Source organism: Roseobacter sp. HKCCA2468, from assembly GCF_037805105.1.
GTDB lineage: Bacteria > Pseudomonadota > Alphaproteobacteria > Rhodobacterales > Rhodobacteraceae > M30B80.
This window is the reverse complement of the sequence record NZ_JBBLYN010000001.1, coordinates 538,107-559,234: the sequence shown is the minus strand read 5'-3', so window position 1 is coordinate 559,234 and position 21,128 is coordinate 538,107. Positions and strand designations below refer to the sequence as shown.

Here is a 21,128-nt window from a genome sequence, read left to right as displayed (position 1 = left end):
ATCGCCCAAATTTTGTGAAAATTCTGCGAAATTCCGAAATTTAGAGCATTACTTTAGGAAAACGGCGAATTCCGATGGTTATTCGCTCGGAAGAATCACGGAAAAGCAGCTGCCTTTCCCCTGTTCCGAAGTGATTTTCAAACGCCCGCGATGGCGCTGGACGATGTGTTTTACAATCGCAAGGCCCAAACCCGTTCCCCCCATGGCGCGACTGCGGTGATTGTCCACGCGATAGAATCGCTCTGTCAGGCGCGGGATGTGCAAGGGATCAATTCCTTCGCCCTGATCGATGACATCAACACATAAAAGACTGCCCTTAAGGCTGCCCTGCCCCGTCTCGTGGCGCATCTTGATTGTTACGGTCTTGTTTTGTCCGCCATATTTCAGGGCGTTTTCAATAAGGTTTCGGAAAACCTGTGTCAGTTGATCGCTGTCGCCGCGCAATTCGGTGCTGACATCATCGGGGCGCTGTATCATCACCTGACAGCCGCTTTCTTCGACCAAGGGGCGCAAGGCTGCCTGCACGCGCGAGACAACATGCATCACGTCAATCACTTGATCGGGGCGCTGACGCTGTTGCGATTCAACCCGTGACAGCGACAAAAGATCCCCGATCAGGCGGTTCATCCGTTGTGCTTCATCCTGCATGATCTGCAAGAAACGCGATTGCGCTGCGGGGTCTTTGGCGGCAGGCCCGCGCAATGTTTCGATAAACCCAAGAATTGCCGTAAGCGGGCTGCGCAATTCATGGCTGACATTGGCCACAAAATCGCGGCGCATTTCTTCGACCTCGGTCAGATGGGTGACATCTTCGAAATGCAAGACAATGCCAAGCTTTGCCTCGGGCAAGGCCGTGATGCGCACGATAAACCGCTCGGCCCCTGCGGTGCTGGTTTGGATAAATTCCGCCTCGGATGAGACGCCAGATTGCAAAACCTGCTCAATCGCCTGTGCCAAAGTGGGCTGGCGAAACAGTGTCACATACGAGCGGCCTTGCGCCCATGTTCCAAACATGGCCTCGGCTTCTTCGTTTTGTTCGAGCAAAATACCATTTGGCCCCAAGCGCACCATTGGGTCAGGCACGCAATCGAACATGGCTGTCACAATTGCCTCAAAGGAATGGGTGTTGCTCATTTTCTGGGCCTTTTCGGGGGGTAAAGGGTCGAATCAATACGCCCCTTAGCTTCGCCAAGTTTCAGAAAATGTCGACCGCCCCTTTTTTTTGTGCTTTTTCATCCTAATTCGTTGCATCTGTAACGATTTTGCGGCGGATAATAGATTAGGCGTCAGGGCTTAGATGTCCGAATTGAGAGTGCGGCACGATGTCATCGGCTTCGAATAACGACACCGCGTTGCGTCAGATGCGCAACTTGGTTTTGGTGGATGTTCCCCCAAATCTCGCCTCTCGTTTGCCGCGTATGGTGGTTGATGCCGCGGAAATGGTTATGGCGGCGAATATTGATAAAATGCCCGAAATTTTGGCCACTGAGCGCCCTGATATGGTGATCTCACCCTTGATTGGCCCGAAATTTGACGCGATTGAATTGGCGGTTCAACTGCGCAAGGCCGCATTTCGGGGGCGGTTGGTGGTCATTTGCGATAAGCTGCCTGACCCCTCTTTGATCCGACAAGAACTGGAAAATCAGGCCTTGGGGTTCACGGTTAGCCTGTTGGTTTTGGGCGATAAGGACAGGTAGATCAGGGTTTAGACCGCCGCCAATGCCGTTGTGAAATCGGATTTCAGTTGCGTGACATCTTCAATCCCGACTGACAGGCGGAAAAAGCCTTCGCTGATGCCAAGGGCCGCGCGCCCCTCAGGGGTCAAAGCGCGGTGACTGCTCGAGGCGGGATGGCTGAGAGAGCAGGCCACATCCCCCAATGTGGGTGCAAAGGCGATATTGGGGGCCGCTTGCACAAAGCGATTGGCCGCCTCGCGACCGCCCTCAATCTCAAAGGACAGCATATTGCCCCCCTGCCCCTCAAATAGCGCCATGGCGCGGTTGTGATCAGGGTGATCGGGACGCGTTGGATATAGCACACGCTTTACCTTTGGATGATCGGCCAAAAATTCAGCCAAGGCGGCTGCATTTTCTTGGGCCCGCGCATAGCGCAGATCAAAGGTGAACAGACCCCGTTCTGCGAGCCAACATTCATAGGGTGCAGGCGTCATGCCCGTGGTGACGGCAAAATCATAGATCGCTTTGCGATGGTCTGGGTTTTTCGCGGCAACATAGCCCAAGGTCACATCGGCATGGCCCGCCAAAAGTTTGGTCACGGAATGGATGATGATATCTGCCCCGACCTGATAGCTGCGCATCATTGCGGGCGTTGTAAAGGTGTTGTCCAAGACCATGATCACACCATGTTGGGCGCAAATCTCGGCAATGCCTGCCATATCGGCCACACGCAAGGTGGGGTTTGAGAGGGCTTCGACCAGAACCAATTTCGTGTTGGGGCGAAGGGCGCGTTTGAGGCTTGGCGCATCGGTCGGATCAAACTGACCCGTCTCAATTCCAAAACGCGGCAGGTCTTGCGACATCAAGCGCAAGGAGCGGCCATATAGCTGGTCAGCGCCGATCATGTGATCGCCCACCTTCAAAAGCCCCAGAAGTGCGGCGGTGATTGCGGCCATGCCAGAGCCCGTGATCAGGCCGCCCTCTGCGCCTTCTAGCGCATCAATACGCGCGGCTAATGCGGTTGCGTTAGGATGACCTTCGCGCGCATAGGTATAGCCCGCCAATTGCCCACTATATTGCGCATCGAGTTGGTCAGGGCTGCCTGCGGCATAGACCACAGATTGGTGCAAAGGCGTGGCCACTGGCCGTGCCGCACCAATATCCATGGCTTGGCGGCGGATGATCTGACTGGTGGTTTTGGGATCTTTACTCATGCGCGGGTCGTCCCATTTCCTTTGACGATGTATTTGAATGAGGTCAGCTGCTCTGCGCCTACGGGCCCGCGGGCGTGCATTTTGCCTGTGGCGATACCGATTTCAGCGCCCATTCCAAATTCCCCACCATCGGCGAATTGGGTTGAGGCGTTGACCATCACAATCGCGCTGTCGACATTCGCGGCAAAAATCTGTGCGGCCTTAGGGTTTTCCGTCAGGATCGCATCCGTATGGCCCGAGCCAAACTGGGCAATATGATCCATCGCAGCCGATAGGTTTTCCACGGGCTTGGCGGCAATGATCATATCCAAGAATTCCTTGCCAAAATCGTCTGGTGCGGCGCGCTTTGTGCCTGCGATATCGGCCAAGGCCCCATCGGCGCGCACCTCAACCCCTGCGGCAACAAGTGCGCCAATGATGGGTTCCGCATGGCTATTGATCGCGTCTTGATGGATCAGCAAACATTCCGCCGCGCCACAAATACCCGTGCGGCGGGTTTTTGCATTTAATACCACGCGCAGCGCCTTATCCAAATCGGCATCCTTGTCGATATAGATGTGGCAGATGCCTTCAAGATGGGCAAAGACAGGCACGCGGGCCTCAGCCTGCACCAAACCGACCAAGGCCTTGCCACCGCGCGGCACGATGACATCAATCTGTCCTTGTGCATTCAACATGGCGCTGACGGCCGCGCGATCCCGTGTCGGCACGATTTGCACGGCCTCTGCGGGCAGGCCTGCCTCAGTAATGCCACGCACAATCGCGGCATGGATGGCGCGCGAAGACTGAAAGCTTTCCGATCCCCCCCGCAAGATCACGGCATTGCCAGATTTGAGGCAGAGCGCCGCTGCATCCGCAGTCACGTTGGGGCGGCTTTCATAAATGACGCCAATCACGCCAAGCGGGGTGCGCACGCGGGCGATATGCAACCCTGTGGGCCTGTCCCATTCTGCAATCGTGGCGCCAATCGGATCGGGCTGTTCTGCAATCGTCCGCAGGCCACCCACGATATCGCGCAGTCGATCCTCGGTCAGGGTGAGGCGATCCATCATCGCCGTTGTCAGCCCTTTTTCACGTCCGTAATCCAGATCTTGCGCATTCGCGGCCAGAATATCCGCGCGGAATTTCCACACATAGTCTGCCGCGCCAATCAGGGCTGCATGTTTGCGTTCAGCCGATTCTGTGGCCAAGGCGCGCGCCGCAGTTTTCGCGCCCGCGCATAGGCCGTTCATCAATCCTGTGATATCCTCTGTCACTGGCGCAGCCCTCCCTTATAAGGCCATGTCATCGCGATGCACCAAGGCCGCACGCCCTGGATAGCCAAGTAATTCTTCAATCTGATCAGAATGATGGCCTGCAATAATCTTGGTTTCATCGGCACTATAGCGCGACAGGCCAATTCCGATATGCGCGCCGTCTTGGCCAAGCAGTTCTACAGGATCGCCGCGCAAGAAACTGCCTGAAACCTGATGCACCCCAGCAGGCAGCAGAGACTTTCCCAGATTGAGCGCGCGCAACGCGCCTGCGTCCAAGGTCAGGCTACCTTTGGGCTTCATTCCCAAAATCCAACGCTTGCGCGCATCTTGGGGGTCGAGTGTTGGAATAAACCATGTCACCCGCGCGCCGCCCTCAATCGCCGCAAGGGGCGCACGCACCGCCCCTTGGGCAATCGCCATGGCGCATCCTGCACTCATGGCATTGCGCGCGGCCATCAGTTTGGTTTTCATGCCACCTTTTGACAGACCCGTCCCTGCATCGCCGGCCATCGCCTCGATCTCAGGGGTGATGTCATGGATCACGGGGAAATGTATGGCGCGTGGGTCTTGTGAAGGGTTGGCGGAATAAAGCCCATCCACATCTGACAACAAAATACATTGATCCGCGCCCGCCATGGCGGCCACATTCGCCGCCAGACGATCATTGTCACCATAACGGATTTCATCAGTGGCGATAGTGTCATTTTCGTTGACGATGGGAACAGCACCCTGTGCAAGAAGGGTTGCAAAGGTTGCGCGTGTGTTCAAATAGCGCCGCCGATCTTCGCTATCATCCAAGGTCAGCAGAATTTGCGCGGCCGTGATCCCATGCGGGGCGAGATATTCTTCATAGGCGCGGGCCAAACGGATTTGCCCCACGGCGGCGGCGGCCTGCGCCTCGTCAAGGGAGAGCGCCTTAGCGCCAAATCCAAGCACGCCGCGACCAAGCGCGATTGAGCCAGAGGACACCACGATCACATCCGTGCCGCGATTGCGCAGCCGCGCGATATCTGCGGTCAAATCTTGCAACCATGCCTCGCGCAATTGGCCCGATACACCATCGACCAAAAGGGCCGAGCCGATTTTAACCACCAATCGCCGTGCCTGTGCCAGTTTTGGCACCGCCTGCTGGGGCTGTGTTATGGCCGCCACGCTTCGTCTTCCTTTGCGTCCAATTTCTTTTGGCGCAGATTGCTGTCATCAATCCCCGCGCGCAAGACCCGTAACACCTCGGTCACGCCTGTTTTTGCGACCCCTGACATCAACATGACTTTACCGCCAATCGCCTTTTGCAAAGCCTCGCGCTTTTCGGCGATTTCTTCATCGCTGAGCGCGTCAATTTTATTGAGAACTGTAACGCGGGGCTTGTCATATAGCGCGTCTGAATAGGCCTCTAGCTCGGTCAGAATGGTTTCACAATCACCCACGACATCCTCGGATGTGCCATCAATGAGATGCAACAAGATCGCGCAGCGTTCGATATGACCCAAGAAGAGATCGCCAAGACCCCTGCCCTCAGATGCGCCTTCGATCAAACCAGGAATATCAGCAACCACAAATTCAACCCCATCGACCCCAACAACCCCCAAATTCGGGTGCAGGGTGGTAAAGGGATAATCCGCGATTTTCGGGCGGGCATTGGACGTTGCTGCGAGAAATGTCGATTTTCCCGCATTTGGCAAACCCAAAAGCCCCGCATCCGCAATCAGTTTAAGGCGCAGCCAAATAGTGCGCTCGACCGCCTCTTGTCCAGGATTTGCACGGCGGGGGGCCTGATTGGTGGCAGATTTGAAATGTAAATTCCCAAAACCACCATTTCCCCCCTTGGCCAATAGCACGCGTTGGCCAACCTCGGTCAGATCAGCGATGACGGTTTCCATATCCTCGTCTAGGATTTCTGTGCCCGCAGGCACGCGCAAAATGATCTCGTCACCATCTTTACCCGTGCGCTGGCGCCCCATGCCGGGCTGCCCGTTTTTGGCAAAGAAATGCTGCTGATAGCGAAAATCAATGAGGGTGTTTAGCCCATCAACCGCAACCGCCCAGACATCACCGCCGCGCCCGCCATCGCCGCCATCGGGGCCGCCATATTCAATGAATTTTTCGCGGCGAAAGCTGACGCAGCCAGAGCCTCCCGCGCCCGAGCGGATATAAACTTTGGCAAGATCAAGGAATTTCATAACTTCACCTTTCGCGGGCAGCTTATGGCGCTCCCTTGCCAAATTCGGAATGTCTGACCTGCCTTAGCGCCTTAGATCAGTTTTTTCAAATATGTCCATGTGGGCAATGCCGCGCTGCGCGCGACTGAATAGCTTTCTGCATCGCCTAAGTATTCAAAGCCTGCATTCACCAAAACCCGCGCCGAGCTTGGGTTGTCTTGAAAGACGCTTGCGAAAATTGTGTCATTGGCCAGCGGATTGGCAGCAATGAGGGCGCGCACCACTTCAGAGGCGATACCCGTGTTCCACATTGTGGGGGCCACCCAATAGCGGATTTCCGACTGCCCGCGATCCATTTGGTGCAATTCGATCACGCCAACCAATTCCGCCCCACCTGAAGGGCTGGCATCAATGGCCCAAATCACATCTTGGGATTGATCCGCCAAGGCGCGTTCAATCATGGCTTCAACTGCGCCTGGTGGCAGCGGATGCGGGATATTGGGTGTCATCTCGGCCACGCGTTTGTCGGATGCGTAAAGCGACATCAACCCTGTATCCGCCATGCTTAAGGGGCGCAGCTGAAAGCGATCTGTCGTGATGACAGATTGCGCGGTGATTTTGTCTTGCTTCATGATCGCACCTATTGCCCCAGCTTGGGGCTTAACCAACGAAAAAAGGGCCGGCTGAAACGCCGGCCCCTTTTCGATATCATCGCGAAAAGCGTGGCGTTACTCAGCAGCGTCTGCTGTCGGCAACACGGAGATAAATGTGCGGCCCTTAAAGCCCTTGCGGAAGCTGACATTGCCCTCTGCGGTTGCGAAGATCGTGTGATCTTTGCCAATGCCAACACCTTCACCCGGCCACCATTTTGTGCCGCGCTGACGGCAGATGATGTTACCCGGAATTACGGCTTCGCCACCGAATTTCTTAATGCCAAGGCGGCGACCAGCACTGTCGCGACCGTTGCGGGACGAGCCACCTGCTTTTTTATGTGCCATGTGTCTCTCTCCTTATGCCTTGTCCGCTTTCGCGGCTTTGGGTTTCGCAGCTGCCTTTTTAGGTGCTGCGGCTTTCTTCTCGGCGGCGTCCTTCTTGGGGGCTGCTTTCTTGGCAGGGGCCTTTTTAGGGGCGTCTGCCTTTGCATCCTCTGCCTTTGCGGCCGCAGGCTTTTTCGCGGCTGCCTTTGCAGGCTTCTCTGCCGCATCTGCCGCCTTCGGCGCCGCTGCCTTCTTGGCAGGGGCTTTTGCAGGGGTTGCTGCAACCAAGGCCGCCATTTCAGCCGCAGAAACAGAACCCGCGCCAACAGCCGCTTTAACGCCAGATTTATCCGCGCCCGAGGCAAGGATCTCTGTCACGCGCAACAGGGTCAGTTGCTGACGATGGCCCTTCGTGCGCTTAGAGCTGTGCTTACGGCGGCGCTTGACGAAGTGGATCAGCTTTTCGCCTTTGATCTGGTCGATCACAGTGGCCTGAACAGCAGCACCAGACACAAGCGGCGCACCAAGCACAGGCTTGTCACCACCGACCATCAGAATTTCGTTGAATTGAACGGTTTCACCCGCTGCAGCCGCCAGTTTTTCAACGCGCAGAACGTCACCCGCCTGCACCTTGTACTGTTTGCCGCCTGTCTTTAGGACCGCGAACATGGGTCTTTCCTTTCCAGTTCCGCGCCGTGTGGCCCCCGCCTTAGGGTGTTGATGCAAGGGTTTGACCCACCTGCGCCTCTGGCTGCGCACCCTGTTTTCAGGGCGTTCATCGCAAAAATCAGAAACCGCCCGAGTCACCTCGCGCGGCCTGTGCGCTGCGTATGCCCCAAGGGCGCTTGGCTGTCAAGGTGAAGTCAGAGCCAAATCATGGCAAATAGGGCTATGCATTCAAGGCCGCAAAAAATCTTGCAAGCAGCTGCCCACACCCCCTTGCGCGCCCTGCCACCTGCCGCTATTCCCCCACCACCCTGACCCAAAGCGCGGAGAGGTGCCGGAGTGGTCGAACGGGGCGGTCTCGAAAACCGTTGTGGGGGTGACTCCACCCAGGGTTCGAATCCCTGTCTCTCCGCCACATCCCTTCACAACCAATCCCTGTCCCGCGCATTTGCTTCTGGCTTTTGTCGGGCTTTGCCGTTATGGGCCTGCGAAACTCTCCCCCTTTGCGGATAAGGAATTCCGATGGAACTGCGTAATATCGCGATTATCGCCCATGTCGACCATGGCAAAACAACCCTTGTTGATGAGCTGCTCAAGCAATCGGGCGCCTTCCGCGAGAACCAAGCCGTGGCTGAGCGCGCGATGGACAGCAATGACCTAGAGCGCGAGCGCGGGATCACTATTCTGGCGAAAGCCACCAGCGTGGAATGGAATGGCGCGCGCATTAATATTGTGGACACTCCCGGGCACGCCGATTTCGGCGGTGAGGTGGAGCGCATTTTGAGCATGGTGGATGGCGTGGTGTTGTTGGTGGATGCCGCAGAAGGGCCCATGCCGCAGACGAAATTCGTAACGTCCAAGGCACTGGCGCTAGGCCTGCGCCCCATTGTTGTGCTGAACAAGGTGGATAAACCAGATGCCGAGCCTGATCGCGCCTTGAACGAATGTTTTGATCTGTTTGCTTCGCTTGGTGCAAGTGATGAGCAGCTTGATTTCCCGCATCTCTATGCATCGGGGCGCTCTGGCTGGGCGGATACATCCCTAGAAGGGCCGCGCAAGGATTTGACGGCGCTGTTTGAATTGGTGATGCGCCATGTCCCTGCCCCGCGTCAGATTGCAGAACGCGGCGCGCCGTTTCGGATGCTGGCCACAACGCTTGGCTCTGACCCGTTTATTGGGCGCATCCTGACGGGGCGCGTTGAAAGCGGCACATTAAAGCCAAATGAAACCGTCAAGGCGCTGTCGCGTGATGGCACCCAGATCGAAAGCTTTCGGGTGAGCAAAATCTTGGCCTTCCGCGGCTTAGGCCAGCAACCCATCGATGCAGCTGAAGCGGGGGATATTGTGACCCTTGCGGGTATGACCAAGGCCACCGTGGCAGATACAATCTGCGCGCCCCAAGTCACCGAGGCGATCCCCGCGCAACCGATTGACCCGCCTACGATTACTGTGACCTTCGGCATCAATGACAGCCCTCTTGCAGGCCGCGATGGCAAAAAGGTTCAAAGCCGCGTGATCCGTGAGCGTCTGATGAAAGAGGCGGAATCGAATGTGGCCATCAAGGTCACGGATACACCTGGCGGCGAGGCGTTTGAGGTCGCAGGGCGCGGCGAATTGCAGATGGGTGTCTTGATCGAGAATATGCGCCGCGAGGGGTTTGAATTGTCGATTTCCCGCCCGCAAGTGTTGTTCCATGAGGAAGGCGGCCAACGTCTAGAACCCATCGAAGAAGTAACTGTCGATGTGGATGATGAATATGCAGGGGCGGTGATTGAGAAAATCACAGGCCCGCGCAAGGGCGATCTGGTCGAGATGAAGCAAAATGGCGGCAAGACCCGTATTGTGGCACATGTGCCATCGCGTGGTTTGATTGGCTATCACGGGGAATTCTTGACCGATACGCGCGGCACTGGCGTTCTGAACCGCGTCTTTCACGAATGGGCACCCCATAAAGGGCCAATTCCCGGTCGGCGCGCAGGCGTTTTGATCTCGATGGAAGATGGCGAGGCCGTGGCCTATGCCCTGTGGAACCTTGAAGAGCGTGGCCGCATGTTCATCGGCCCGCAGGAAAAGGTCTATCAAGGCATGATCATTGGCGAACATAGCCGCGATAATGATCTAGAAGTGAACCCGCTTAAGGGCAAGAAATTGACCAATGTGCGCGCCTCTGGCTCTGATGAGGCAGTTCGCCTGACCCCGCATGTTCAATTCAGCCTCGAAGAGGCCATCGCCTATGTTGATGATGATGAACTGGTTGAAGTGACGCCAAATTCGATCCGTTTGCGCAAGCGCTTCCTTGATCCGCACGAGCGCAAACGCCAATCGCGCGCGGCAAGCTGATAAAGAAAAAAGCCCGCCATTTTGGCGGGCTTTTCCTTATTCGTTTTTGCCAGTCGGTAAAAGTTGATCCATGCTGATAGAGGGCTGTGCGCATCCCGCCTCGCCTACAACTTTTGCAGGCACCCCCGCAACTGTGGTGCAATCAGGCACCTCGTGCAGGACCACAGAACCAGCAGCAATGCGCGAGCAGTGACCAACACGGATATTGCCCAAAACTTTGGCGCCTGCGCCGATCAACACGCCATCGCCAATTTTGGGATGCCGATCTTCTTCCTCTTTGCCTGTGCCGCCTAAGGTCACCGAATGCAGCATCGAGACATTGTCGCCGACCACGGCCGTTTCACCGATCACGATAGAATGCGCGTGGTCGATCATGATGCCCTGCCCGATCCGCGCATTGGGGTGGATATCCACGCCGAATAGCTCAGAGGTGCGCATTTGGATGAAATATGCGAAATCGCGCCGTCCCTGCTGCCACAGCCAATGACCCAAACGATAGGCCTGCACCGCTTGAAATCCTTTAAAATAGAGAAGCGGTTGGATGAAACGATGGCAGGCAGGGTCGCGATCCGTCACGGCAACAATATCTGCACGGGCCGCTGCCCCAAGAGATGGGTCGCTGCGATAGGCCTCATCTGCAATCTCACGCAGGATTTGTTCACTCATCTCGCTTGAGGCCAACTTTTGCGACATCCGATAGGCCAATGCCGCCTCTAGCGATTTATGATGCAGCACGCAGCCATGGATCACACCACCCAGCAGAGGCTCGGCCAAAATGGCCTCCTCCGCCTCGCGCAAGATACGATCCCATACGGGATCCAGCTTCGATGGTTTGGGGTGTGTTTGGGCCATATTCTGCCTCCATCACGTCAATTCAAGCGACCGATATAGCAGGTATAGCATATTTGAAAACCCAATGCGCTTTCAAAATTTGCGGCGGGTTAGACCCAATCGGGCAGGCTTAATTGAATATAATGCGCCACCAATCGCACCGTTCCACCTGAAAACACTCCGCCTTCTGCCGTCAGGGTAAGGGCAGTTGGTGACCAATAAACAAGCGGCGCTTGCATCTAATTTTTGTGACATGAAAATTCCCGAAAATGGCTTGAATGAAAAAGCCCCCCGAGAATGCGAAAATAAAAAAACGGTCAAACCACAGCAGTGGCAGACCGTTTACCCAATTCGTCCAGCATGTCATAATCACTACATCAGACCGCGCGCTCTGTCAAAATATTTCTGTATAACAAATGGTTAACGGGATGCGATCTGATTAAAGAATTCTTCATCTGACTTGATATGTGTCAATTTTATTTGACAGCACTAATGTCACGCTGACCCAAAATAACCGCAGGGGTCAGATCATGCGCATTTTGTTTATCCATCCCAATTATCGTTCAGGCGGGGCTGAAATTGCGGGAAATTGGCCGCCTGCATGGGTGGCCTATCTCACGGGCCACCTGCGCCAAGCAGGGTTTGAGGATATTCACTTCATTGATGCAATGACGGATGACCTCAGCGATGAGACTGTCGCAGAAAAAATCGCGGCCATCTCTCCTGATGCGATCGGTGTCACCTCTATCACCCCCTCAATTTACAAGGCCGAGGAAATCTTACGCCGCGCGGCTGAGGTGGCCCCAAATGCCGTTCGCATTCTGGGCGGCATCCATGCCACATTTATGTTTAAGCAGGTGCTCTCCGAGGCCCCGTGGATTGACGTCATCGTCCGTGGTGAGGGCGAAGAAATCGTGGTCAACCTGATGCAGGCCATCGCCACAGACCGCTATCCGGAAGATCGCGCCCGCATCCATGGGCTGGCCTTCAGAGACGGCGATGAAATTGTCGCCACCCAGGCCGCGCCCACAATCAAGAACCTAGACGCGATTAAACCCGATTGGACAATTCTCGATTGGCCCAAATATATCTACATCCCCCTTGGCACGCGGGTCGCCATTCCCAACATGGCGCGCGGTTGCCCCTTCACATGCTCCTTTTGCAGTCAATGGAAATTCTGGCGCGACTACCGCGTGCGTGACCCCAAATCCGTGGTCGATGAAATCGAAGATTTGGTTGAAAATCATGGGGTTGGCTTCTTTATTCTTGCCGATGAGGAACCCACGATCAATCGCCGTAAATTCATCGAATTTTGCGAGGAATTGATTAAGCGCGACCTGCCGCGGCGTGTGCAATGGGGCATCAACACGCGTGTAACCGATATCTACCGTGACCGAGAATTGCTGAAATTCTACCGCAAAGCGGGTCTTGTCCATGTCAGCCTCGGGACAGAGGCCGCAGCACAGATGAAACTCGACCGCTTCAACAAAGAAACCAAGGTCGAAGAGAACAAGACGGCCATTCGTCTCTTGCGTGAGGCCGACATCTTTACTGAGGCGCAATTCATCGTAGGGCTCGACAATGAAACCCCTGAAACGCTTGAGGAAACTTTCCAAATGGCGTGGGATTGGCAGCCTGATTTGGCAAATTGGGCTATGTATACGCCTTGGCCCTTCACCCCCCTGTTTCAGGAATTGAAGGATCAGGTCGAGATCTACGACTTTTCCAAATACAACTTTGTCACCCCGATCATGAAACCCGCCGCGATGGAGCGGGGCGAATTGCTTGACGGGGTGATGAAAAACTACCGCCGCTTCTATATGCGAAAGGCGCTTTTCCATTACCCATGGCGCGGCACAGGATACCGGCGGCGTTACCTGCTTGGCTGTCTCAAGGCCTTTCTCAAGGCGGGTGTGCAGCGCAGTTTCTATGACTTGGGCAAGGCAGGCTATTGGGGCCCGCAAACCAAGAAATCCGTGGATTTCCAATTTGACGAAAGCCGCACCCTAGCCCCTGCTCAAGTCGCAGATTGGGAGGCCGCAGCAGACCGCGCGGCCCGCGCAAAAGAACGCCGCGAAGCAGTGCGTGATCAAATGAAGGCCCGCAGCGCCGAACGGGGCAAAGCGGCGGAGGATGTCTAAATGGCCGATGCCGCCCTCATCGGCCCCAATGCAATCCTGCAATTAATCCCCGTTCTTGATCATTCGGTGGGTGAGCAGGCCCGCAAGGCGTTGTTTTTGCGAACACAAACCGAAATTCCCTCAGGTGATCGCATGATCCCCGAAGGCGATGCCGCCCGCATCCACCAAGGCCTGCGCGCGGCTTTCCCGCAACAGGCCGCCGGGCTCTGCGCACAGGCAGGGCGGGCAACGGCCGATTACATCATCACCCATCGCATCCCCGCAAAGGCACAAATATTGATGGGGTTTTTGCCCGCAAATTTCGCCGCACGCGCCCTGTCTCATGCGATTGCGCGCAATGCGTGGACATTTGCAGGCTCGGGCCGCTTTCGCGTGATATCACCTTGGGAATTTGAAATTGCGGACAACCCCGTGATTGGCGGCGAAAGCTCAGACCACCCCCTGTGCCACTGGCACTGCGCGGTTTTTGAACGGCTCTATCGCCGCCTCGTCAGTCCTGATGTAATCTGCCGTGAAACAGCTTGCGCTGCTGCAGGCGCGGACGCCTGCCGTTTCGTTCTGCGCCGCGGTTAATTTCCAGAATTGGCTCGTGCATCCGCCTCAATCTCGCGCCAGCGCGCGACATTTCGGTTATGCTCGGCCAATGTTTCCGCAAAGGCATGACCGCCCGTGCCATCTGCCACGAAAAAGATGTATTTCGTGTCGTCAGGGTTCAACGCCGCTTCAATAGAAGCGCGCCCTGGATTTGCAATCGGTGTTGGCGGCAGGCCGTCAATTTGATATGTGTTCCAAGGGGTTACGCGGTCAAGCTCACTTCGCCGCAAACCGCGCCCCAACACACCTTGTCCCTCTGTGACGCCGTAAATCACAGTCGGGTCGGTCTGCAAACGCATTCCCTGCCGCAGACGATTGGTGAAGACACTGGCAACAACCCCGCGCTCTTCGGCCTGCCCCGTTTCCTTTTCGATGATCGAGGCCAAGATCAACGCCTCTTGCGGCGTGCTGATTGGCAGGTTTTCCGCGCGATTGGCCCACGCCTCCATCAAAATGGCCTCTTGGCGGGCTTGCATCTGAACCAACAGCTCCGACCGCTCCATGCCACGCGTGGCCTCGTAGGTGTCTGGGGCCAATACCCCTTCGGCAGGGATCTCCGCTACCTCACCGGTTAGGAATTCTGCTGATTTCAGCTCTTCAACAATCTGCCACGATGTCAAACCTTCTGGGATCGACACGCGATAGGCAATGCTTGCGCCGCTTTCGGTGATTTCGCTGTAAATCGTTGGGATTTCCGCATCATAGGCAAATTCAGCCAATTCAATGACCTCGCCCGTGCCAGGCACCCGCTCGACCAGACGCTGCTCGCCCGTGCCATCTATGCGCAGAACATAGGTTGCAACATAACGATAAACGGGGGCGGCATTTTGGGTGATGACCCCCAAAATCTCCTCCATAGAGGCGCGCGCAGGGATTTCAAAAGACCCTGCACGAATAGCGCCTGCCATGTCACTATATTCTGCGCCCAAACGAAAAATAGCAGGATGCGTCACAGCCCCCGCTTCGGCCAAACGGGCCGCCACTTGCGACAGGCCCGCACCGCGCGGCACCTCGAAAAAGATCGGTCCCTCAAGCGGCCCTTCCTTGGTAAATTCCCGCTGACCCCACCCGATCGCGCCAGCCACGGCGATACATAGCACAATCAGCAGGCTGAACGCATTCGCAGCCACGCTTTTCCACATATGTCAGACTTTCCCCATAATCAGACAGGCATTTGTCCCACCAAAGCCAAAGGAATTGCTCTGCACCACATTGATCTCGCCCTTCACAGCCTGATTGGCGCAAAGATTGATGGCCGTTTCTGCCGCAGGCGTATCAAGGTTAATTGTTGGGGGGGCGATTTGGTCACGAATGGCCAAGATTGAGAAAATAGCCTCAATCGCGCCCGCTGCACCCAACAAATGCCCTGTTGCGGATTTTGTTGAGGACATCAGCAGATTTTTCGCATGATCCCCCATCAACCGCTCAACTGCGCCCAATTCAATGGTATCGGCCATGGTCGAGGTGCCATGCGCATTGACATAATCCACATCTGACGGCGCTAGCCCTGCACGCTTAAGCGCGGCACGCATCGCGCGCTCGGCCCCTTCATGGTCAGGCGGTGGGGCCGTGATGTGATGGGCATCGCCCGACAGGCCATAGCCTAAAATCTCCGCATAGATTTTTGCGCCGCGCGCTTTGGCGTGTTCATATTCCTCCAACACAACCACGCCCGCGCCTTCGCCCATGACGAACCCGTCACTGTCGCTATCCCATGGACGGCTTGCCTTTTGAGGTTCACCGCCCCGCTTGGTCGACAGCGCCTTACACGCGTTAAAGCCCGCAATACCAATTTCACAAATCGGGCTTTCTGCACCGCCTGCAATCATCACATCCGCGTCACCCCATTGGATCAGACGCGCTGCGTCCCCAATGGCATGTGCGCCCGTGGAACAGGCCGTTACAACCGCATGGTTTGGCCCACGGAAGCCGTATTTGATCGACACTTGCCCAGAGATCAGGTTGATCAGCGCACCTGGCACAAAGAAAGGCGATACGCGGCGCGGCCCTTTTTCCTTCAGCGTGATGGATGTTTCCGCAATCGAGGCCAAGCCACCAATGCCCGACCCAATCAAAACACCTGTGCGCTCAAGCGCATCGCGATCTTCGGGTTCCCATCCTGCGTCTTTGATGGCCTGCTCGGCCGCCGCAACGCCATAGAGGATGAATTCATCCACTTTGCGCTGTTCTTTCGGTTCCATGTAAAGATCAGGGTTAAAGGTTCCATCCGACCCATCGCCGCGCTTCACTTCGCAGGCATAGGTCGTTGCCAGATGGCTTGCGTCAAAACGGGTGATGGTTCCCGCCCCTGATTGGCCCGCCAAAAGCCGCGACCATGTCTCCTCCACCCCTGTGGCCAGAGGTGTCACCAGTCCCAATCCTGTCACAACAACGCGCCGCATCTTCACTGCCCTTCTCTCGTTTCGCGAAAGCTTGCACGTTGATAGCCTAGGGGTGCCAAGATGGGCAATCCCTCTCGCAGAAATCAGGCAGATTCCCTTGCCATTTTGGCACAAAAAAACGGCACCGCCGCAACGATGCCGTTTTCATAACCTATCCCTCAGCCACTAGGCGGACTGTGGGGGAATGACTTATTGCGCGTCAGTGATGAACTTGACCGCATCGCCGAAAGTCTGGATCGTTTCCGCCGCATCATCGGGGATCTCGATGCCAAATTCTTCCTCGAACGCCATTACCAACTCGACTGTATCGAGCGAATCCGCGCCCAGATCGTCAATGAAAGACGCGTTTTCAGTCACTTTGTCTTCATCTACGCTCAGATGCTCGACAACAATTTTCTTCACGCGACCTGCGATATCGCTCATGTTCTTTCCTCATCCGTTTCGTGCGTGGGTTTATCCCCTGCACTGTTTCACTGGGCCGATTTTGGCCGCTCAATCCCGATCCTAACCGACTCAACCAGAGAAATGTCAGAACCAGAGCCGCCGAAAAGCAAAGCCTTTCGGTGAAAATCAGCGCCGCTATAGCATGTTTGCGAAATAAGGCAATGCCTCAATCCCACCATAACGGCACAACTGTTACAGCATCGCCATGCCGCCATTCACATGCAACGTGGCCCCAGTAACATATCCCGCTTCATTTGATGCCAGATACAGCACGGCTGCCGCGATCTCCTCGGGCGTTCCCATCCGCCCTGCGGGGATTTTGACATTGATGGCCGCTTTTTGATCATCATTCAGCTTATCTGTCATCGGTGTTGCAATGAAACCTGGCGCGACACAGTTCACAGTCACGCCACGGCTCGCCACCTCATAGGCAAGGCTTTTTGACATACCCACCATGCCCGCTTTCGCGGCTGCATAATTCCCCTGCCCTGGATTGCCCGTTGCCCCCACGATAGAGCTGATATTGATGATCCGACCCCAGCGCGATTTCATCATACCGCGCAACGCGCCGCGGCACAGCCGCATGGTTGAGGTCAGATTAACCTCCAACACCTGCGCCCATTCCTCGTCTGACATGCGCATGAACAGATTATCGCGTGTAATGCCCGCATTATTGACCAAAATATCCATCGCACCCATGGCCTCGATGGCTTGTTTTGGCAGGGCTTCAACCGCCTCAGCATCGGACAAATTACACGGCAGAACATGGCTGCGCTCACCCAGTTCAGCGGCGAGGGCCTCAAGCGGCTCAACCCGCGTGCCAGATAGGGCAACCACCGCCCCCGCGCTGTGCAGCGCGCGTGCAATATCCGCCCCAATCCCCCCAGATGCGCCCGTCACAAGCGCAGATTTTCCTGTCAAATCAAACATAAAGCCCGTCCTTATCCCTTAAGCGCGGCAATATCCGCGGCCGTTCCGATTGCTTTTGTCTCCATCTCGCGCGCAATGCGCTTGACCATCCCAGACAGCGCTTTGCCCGCGCCAACCTCCCACGCCTCGGTTACATCATTTTGCGCCATCCACATCACGGATTCGCGCCACCGCACGCGGCCTGTGACCTGCGTGATCAGATTGCCGCGGATCAGCGCAGGGTCATCGCTTGGGCCCGCCATCACGTTGCCGACCAGTGGCACAACCGGCGCGTTCAAGGTGACGGCGGCCAAGGCCTCCGCCATTGCATCAGCCGCAGGTTGCATCAATGCGCAATGAAAGGGGGCAGAGACAGGCAGCATCACAGCGCGCTTGGCCCCGCGTGCTTTGGCAAGCTCAACGGCGCGCTCTACCGCCGCCGCATGACCCGAAATCACAACTTGCGCGGGGTCATTGTCATTGGCCGCTTGGCAAACATCCCCTGCAGCCGCTTCAGAGGCCAAATCCGTCACCGTATCAAAATCTAGGCCCAAGATTGCGGCCATCGCGCCCTGCCCTTTTGGCGTAGCTTTTTGCATTGCATCGCCACGAATGCGCAACAACTTGGCCGTATCCGCCACCGACAGGCTACCTGCCGCACAAAGCGCGGAATATTCGCCCAAGGAATGTCCCGCCACAAAACTCGCGTAATCTTTAAGGACAAACCCTTCGGCCTCAAGCGCGCGCACGGCCGCCATTGACGTTGCCATCAACGCAGGTTGCGCATTGGCGGTCAGGGTCAATTCGTCCTGATCCCCCTCCCAAATCAAATGCGACAGGTTTTGACCCAGTGCTTCATCCACCTCTTCAAACACCGCGCGCGCCGCGGCATAGCTGTCAGCCAAATCACGGCCCATTCCAATGGTCTGCGCCCCTTGGCCTGGAAAGATAAAAGCACGGCTCATATTGCCTCTCCCACTTGTTTGTCTTGGGTTTATGGCTACAAGATATAGGGGGCAAGGGCAATTCATAACCGCAATTTTGCCCTGATTTTACGGCAAGCCCGCTACAGCTTGCACCCTGCCGTGATCTGTGTATAAGGCAGGCAACTTTCGCCTAATATAAATGCAACGGCGTGATCCCTCGTGACTGATGGGGCGAAAGTGGAACGCATCGGTCTTTGAAACGCGCCCGAACAGTATCGGAGTTCACATGCCCCTTTACGAGCATGTTATGATCTCGCGTCAGGACTTGTCCAACGCGCAAGCTGAAAGCTTGATCGAGCATTTCAGCACCGTCCTCAAGGACAATGGTGGTTCCGTGGTTGATGCCGAATATTGGGGTATCAAGACCATGGCCTACAAAATTAACAAGAACCGCAAAGGCCATTATGCGTTCTTGCGCAGCGATGCCCCCTCGGCCGCCGTGCATGAGATGGAGCGTTTGATGCGCTTGCATGATGACGTGATGCGCGTCTTGACCATCAAGGTGGACGCTCACGAAGAAGGCCCTTCGGTTCAAATGCAAAAACGCGAAGAACGCGGCGAACGCCGCGAGCGCCGTTAATTTAAGGGAAGGATAGAATCATGGCAGCAAAACCGTTTTTCCGCCGCCGCAAGTCCGACCCGTTTGACGGGGAAGACGCGCCAAAAATCGATTACAAAGATGTGCGCTTGCTTCAGCGTTACATCTCTGAGCGTGGCAAGATCGTGCCTGCACGTATCACTGCCGTATCCGCAAAAAACCAGCGCAAGCTGGCACAGGCCATCAAGCGCGCTCGTTTCCTCGCGCTGTTGCCCTATGCAGTGAAGTAAGGAGAAACCGATATGGATGTGATCCTTCTTGAACGCGTGGCCAAACTTGGCCAGATGGGCGATGTCGTTTCGGTAAAAGACGGCTATGCGCGCAACTATCTCTTGCCACAGCGCAAGGCGATGCGTGCGAATGACAACAACCTCAAGGCCTTCGAAGCGCAAAAAGCCCAGCTTGAAGCGCGCAACCTTGAGACAAAGAAAGAAGCCGAGGATTTGGCAGCCCGCTTGGGTGGTCAGCAATTCGTTGTGATCCGCTCGGCCTCTGATTCTGGTGCGCTTTACGGCTCCGTCACCACCCGTGACGCGGCTGATGCGGCCACCGATGCAGGGTTCAGCATTGATCGCAAGCAGGTTGCACTGACCGCGCCGATCAAAGAGCTTGGCCTTCACGTTGTGTCTGTCGTTCTGCACCCTGAGGTGGATGTGACCATCACCCTCAACGTGGCACGTTCGACCGAAGAGGCAGAATTGCAAGCCTCTGGTAAGTCAATCCAAGAACTGGCCGCCGAAGAAGAAGCTGCTGCAGAATTCGAAATTGCAGAACTCTTTGACGATATCGGCGCAGCCCAGCTGGACGATGACGAAGACGCCCCTGCCCCTGCGGCTGAGGCAGCAGAAGAAGGTGAAGAAAACGCATAAGCGTTTCTCAGACTGCAAACCAAAAGAAAACCGCGCCCCAAACAGGGCGCGGTTTTTTCTGTTTACCACCCTCGCTTGGATCAGTTCGTCCAAGTCTCCAATTCCAAATTGGCGGGACAGCTTTGACCATTATATGTGCCAAGCCAAACATCAACACGCCCGTTTAGCGCCGATGGGCCATAGACATTGATCAAAGGATCAAGGTTGCCATTGCTGTCATCATCAAACAGCCATGTTCCATCCGCAGTATTGACCAACATCACGGTGTCGCAACTCGCATTGACCTGCAATTCCAACCGATACCCCTGCATCTGGCTGAGGTTGAAGGAAAATTGCGGTGCAGGCGTGAACCAGCCATGACCCGGCAAACCACATCCAGAAATCTCGCCGCTGCCATAGGCCGATGCTGAGAAATTGGTGGGTGAATATAGCTGCGGCCCGTTCAAATCATAGCTTGGCCCCGTCAGGCCGATGGTCGGACAATTGCCCGAATTGCTAGGCGCTGCGGTGCTCGCCGTCCATGTTTCAAATTCAATCGTAGCCGAACAATTTGATCCTAAGGTGCCAACCCAGACATCCACTTGCCCATTCAGCGCATCACTGCCCGACATACGCAGCATCGGATCAAGATTGCCGTTGCTGTCATCGTCAAAATACCAAATTCCATTCGCTGAATTCACCAGTAGCGTAGCATCGCAACTGCTGTTCACTTGGATCTCAAGATCATAACCCTGCATTCCTGACAGGTTTAGCGTATATTGCGGGCTTGCCGAGACCGATCCTGCACCCGATATGCCGCAACTGCTGAGCATCGCCCCGCCTGTTGCCATGGTCGAATAGCTTTGCGGTGAATAAAGCTGATCTCCGGTAAAACTCAGATAAGTGCCGCTTTTGGCAAAGGTTGGACAGGCGGCTGCCGTGACCACAGACACAAACAACACGGCACAGGCTGATAGTAAAACGCGTAGCATGACTTAGTCCCTCATTTTTTGGTTTATCCCCAAGTCGCGAATGGCACGCGCGACCCATATGTGCATTTCACCCCGCCTCTAGCTTACGCCGAAAT

23 protein-coding genes and 1 tRNA gene are annotated in these 21,128 nt (G+C 55.8%); 9 read left to right on the top strand and 15 right to left on the bottom strand.

Annotation, left to right across the window (positions count from 1 at the left end; genetic code table 11):
• Positions 1–78 precede the first annotated feature (78 nt).
• Complete coding sequence (locus tag AAC620_RS02860; protein ID WP_340242723.1) at positions 79–1,134, bottom strand: ATP-binding protein; 1,056 nt, start codon at positions 1,132–1,134, stop codon at positions 79–81.
• Positions 1,135–1,322: 188 nt separating this feature from the next.
• Here AAC620_RS02860 and AAC620_RS02855 point away from each other — a divergent pair, with 188 nt between their 5' ends.
• Positions 1,323–1,697, top strand: coding sequence for a hypothetical protein (locus AAC620_RS02855; protein ID WP_317654641.1), 375 nt, complete (start codon positions 1,323–1,325; stop codon positions 1,695–1,697).
• Between the two features lie 8 nt (positions 1,698–1,705).
• Here AAC620_RS02855 and AAC620_RS02850 read toward each other — a convergent pair whose 3' ends face one another.
• The 7 genes from AAC620_RS02850 to rplU form a co-directional block, all read right to left on the bottom strand.
• Positions 1,706–2,890, bottom strand: coding sequence for a trans-sulfuration enzyme family protein (locus AAC620_RS02850; protein WP_445322423.1), 1,185 nt, complete (start codon positions 2,888–2,890; stop codon positions 1,706–1,708).
• On the bottom strand, positions 2,887–4,122 hold the full coding sequence (locus AAC620_RS02845; RefSeq protein ID WP_340243589.1) for a glutamate-5-semialdehyde dehydrogenase: 1,236 nt from the start codon (positions 4,120–4,122) through the stop codon (positions 2,887–2,889). The genes AAC620_RS02850 and AAC620_RS02845 overlap by 4 nt, the downstream gene beginning before the upstream one ends.
• 39 nt (positions 4,123–4,161) lie before the next feature.
• On the bottom strand, positions 4,162–5,268 hold the full coding sequence (gene proB, locus AAC620_RS02840; protein ID WP_340243587.1) for a glutamate 5-kinase: 1,107 nt from the start codon (positions 5,266–5,268) through the stop codon (positions 4,162–4,164).
• A gap of 17 nt (positions 5,269–5,285) precedes the next feature.
• Positions 5,286–6,326, bottom strand: a complete 1,041-nt coding sequence (obgE, locus tag AAC620_RS02835) for a GTPase ObgE (RefSeq protein ID WP_317654642.1) — start codon at positions 6,324–6,326, stop codon at positions 5,286–5,288.
• Between the two features lie 71 nt (positions 6,327–6,397).
• Complete coding sequence (locus tag AAC620_RS02830) at positions 6,398–6,937, bottom strand: GNAT family N-acetyltransferase (protein ID WP_340242722.1); 540 nt, start codon at positions 6,935–6,937, stop codon at positions 6,398–6,400.
• 96 nt (positions 6,938–7,033) lie between these two features.
• The gene (rpmA, locus tag AAC620_RS02825) at positions 7,034–7,303 is read right to left on the bottom strand and encodes a 50S ribosomal protein L27 (protein ID WP_340242721.1); all 270 of its coding nucleotides are present in this window, start codon (positions 7,301–7,303) and stop codon (positions 7,034–7,036) included.
• A gap of 12 nt (positions 7,304–7,315) precedes the next feature.
• Positions 7,316–7,951: a 50S ribosomal protein L21 gene (gene rplU, locus AAC620_RS02820; protein ID WP_340242720.1), complete on the bottom strand. Its 636-nt coding sequence runs from the start codon at positions 7,949–7,951 to the stop codon at positions 7,316–7,318.
• A gap of 322 nt (positions 7,952–8,273) precedes the next feature.
• On the opposite strand from rplU, the gene AAC620_RS02815 reads away from it, so the two are divergent.
• Both AAC620_RS02815 and typA read left to right on the top strand, forming a co-directional pair.
• Positions 8,274–8,363 (top strand) — tRNA-Ser (locus tag AAC620_RS02815).
• A gap of 107 nt (positions 8,364–8,470) precedes the next feature.
• Complete coding sequence (gene typA, locus AAC620_RS02810) at positions 8,471–10,288, top strand: translational GTPase TypA (RefSeq protein WP_340242719.1); 1,818 nt, start codon at positions 8,471–8,473, stop codon at positions 10,286–10,288.
• 36 nt (positions 10,289–10,324) lie between these two features.
• Here the strand turns inward: typA and cysE are convergent, their stop codons facing one another.
• Positions 10,325–11,140: a serine O-acetyltransferase gene (cysE, locus tag AAC620_RS02805; protein WP_340242718.1), complete on the bottom strand. Its 816-nt coding sequence runs from the start codon at positions 11,138–11,140 to the stop codon at positions 10,325–10,327.
• Between the two features lie 190 nt (positions 11,141–11,330).
• Between cysE and AAC620_RS02800 the strand changes: the two genes are divergently transcribed.
• From AAC620_RS02800 to bchJ, 3 genes are all read left to right on the top strand, one after another.
• On the top strand, positions 11,331–11,543 hold the full coding sequence (locus AAC620_RS02800) for a hypothetical protein (protein WP_340242717.1): 213 nt from the start codon (positions 11,331–11,333) through the stop codon (positions 11,541–11,543).
• 106 nt (positions 11,544–11,649) lie between these two features.
• Positions 11,650–13,260 carry a magnesium-protoporphyrin IX monomethyl ester anaerobic oxidative cyclase gene (gene bchE / locus AAC620_RS02795; protein ID WP_340242716.1) on the top strand — a complete coding sequence of 537 codons (1,611 nt, stop codon included), beginning with the start codon at positions 11,650–11,652 and terminating at the stop codon, positions 13,258–13,260.
• Positions 13,261–13,833, top strand: a complete 573-nt coding sequence (bchJ, locus tag AAC620_RS02790; RefSeq protein ID WP_340242715.1) for a bacteriochlorophyll 4-vinyl reductase — start codon at positions 13,261–13,263, stop codon at positions 13,831–13,833. It abuts the gene before it with no gap.
• On the opposite strand, the gene mltG is transcribed toward bchJ, so the two are convergent.
• From mltG to fabD, 5 genes are all read right to left on the bottom strand, one after another.
• Positions 13,830–14,996 (bottom strand): endolytic transglycosylase MltG, encoded by a 1,167-nt coding sequence (gene mltG, locus AAC620_RS02785; RefSeq protein ID WP_340242714.1) that lies wholly within the window; start codon positions 14,994–14,996, stop codon positions 13,830–13,832. The genes bchJ and mltG overlap by 4 nt on opposite strands.
• 3 nt (positions 14,997–14,999) lie before the next feature.
• Positions 15,000–16,256, bottom strand: coding sequence for a beta-ketoacyl-ACP synthase II (gene fabF / locus AAC620_RS02780; protein ID WP_340242713.1), 1,257 nt, complete (start codon positions 16,254–16,256; stop codon positions 15,000–15,002).
• 189 nt (positions 16,257–16,445) lie between these two features.
• Complete coding sequence (locus AAC620_RS02775; RefSeq protein WP_317654652.1) at positions 16,446–16,679, bottom strand: acyl carrier protein; 234 nt, start codon at positions 16,677–16,679, stop codon at positions 16,446–16,448.
• A 213-nt stretch (positions 16,680–16,892) separates the two neighbouring features.
• Positions 16,893–17,630 carry a 3-oxoacyl-[acyl-carrier-protein] reductase gene (fabG, locus tag AAC620_RS02770; RefSeq protein ID WP_317654653.1) on the bottom strand — a complete coding sequence of 246 codons (738 nt, stop codon included), beginning with the start codon at positions 17,628–17,630 and terminating at the stop codon, positions 16,893–16,895.
• An 11-nt stretch (positions 17,631–17,641) separates the two neighbouring features.
• Positions 17,642–18,574, bottom strand: coding sequence for an ACP S-malonyltransferase (gene fabD, locus AAC620_RS02765; protein WP_340242712.1), 933 nt, complete (start codon positions 18,572–18,574; stop codon positions 17,642–17,644).
• A 247-nt stretch (positions 18,575–18,821) separates the two neighbouring features.
• Here fabD and rpsF point away from each other — a divergent pair, with 247 nt between their 5' ends.
• From rpsF to rplI, 3 genes are read left to right on the top strand one after another with little or no spacing between them, the layout of a single operon-like run.
• Positions 18,822–19,175, top strand: a complete 354-nt coding sequence (gene rpsF, locus AAC620_RS02760) for a 30S ribosomal protein S6 (protein ID WP_340242711.1) — start codon at positions 18,822–18,824, stop codon at positions 19,173–19,175.
• A gap of 20 nt (positions 19,176–19,195) precedes the next feature.
• Positions 19,196–19,423, top strand: coding sequence for a 30S ribosomal protein S18 (rpsR, locus tag AAC620_RS02755; RefSeq protein WP_213675305.1), 228 nt, complete (start codon positions 19,196–19,198; stop codon positions 19,421–19,423).
• A 12-nt stretch (positions 19,424–19,435) separates the two neighbouring features.
• Positions 19,436–20,062 (top strand): 50S ribosomal protein L9, encoded by a 627-nt coding sequence (rplI, locus tag AAC620_RS02750; protein WP_340242710.1) that lies wholly within the window; start codon positions 19,436–19,438, stop codon positions 20,060–20,062.
• Between the two features lie 80 nt (positions 20,063–20,142).
• On the opposite strand, the gene AAC620_RS02745 is transcribed toward rplI, so the two are convergent.
• The gene (locus AAC620_RS02745) at positions 20,143–21,033 is read right to left on the bottom strand and encodes a hypothetical protein (protein ID WP_340242709.1); all 891 of its coding nucleotides are present in this window, start codon (positions 21,031–21,033) and stop codon (positions 20,143–20,145) included.
• Positions 21,034–21,128: the final 95 nt, after the last annotated feature.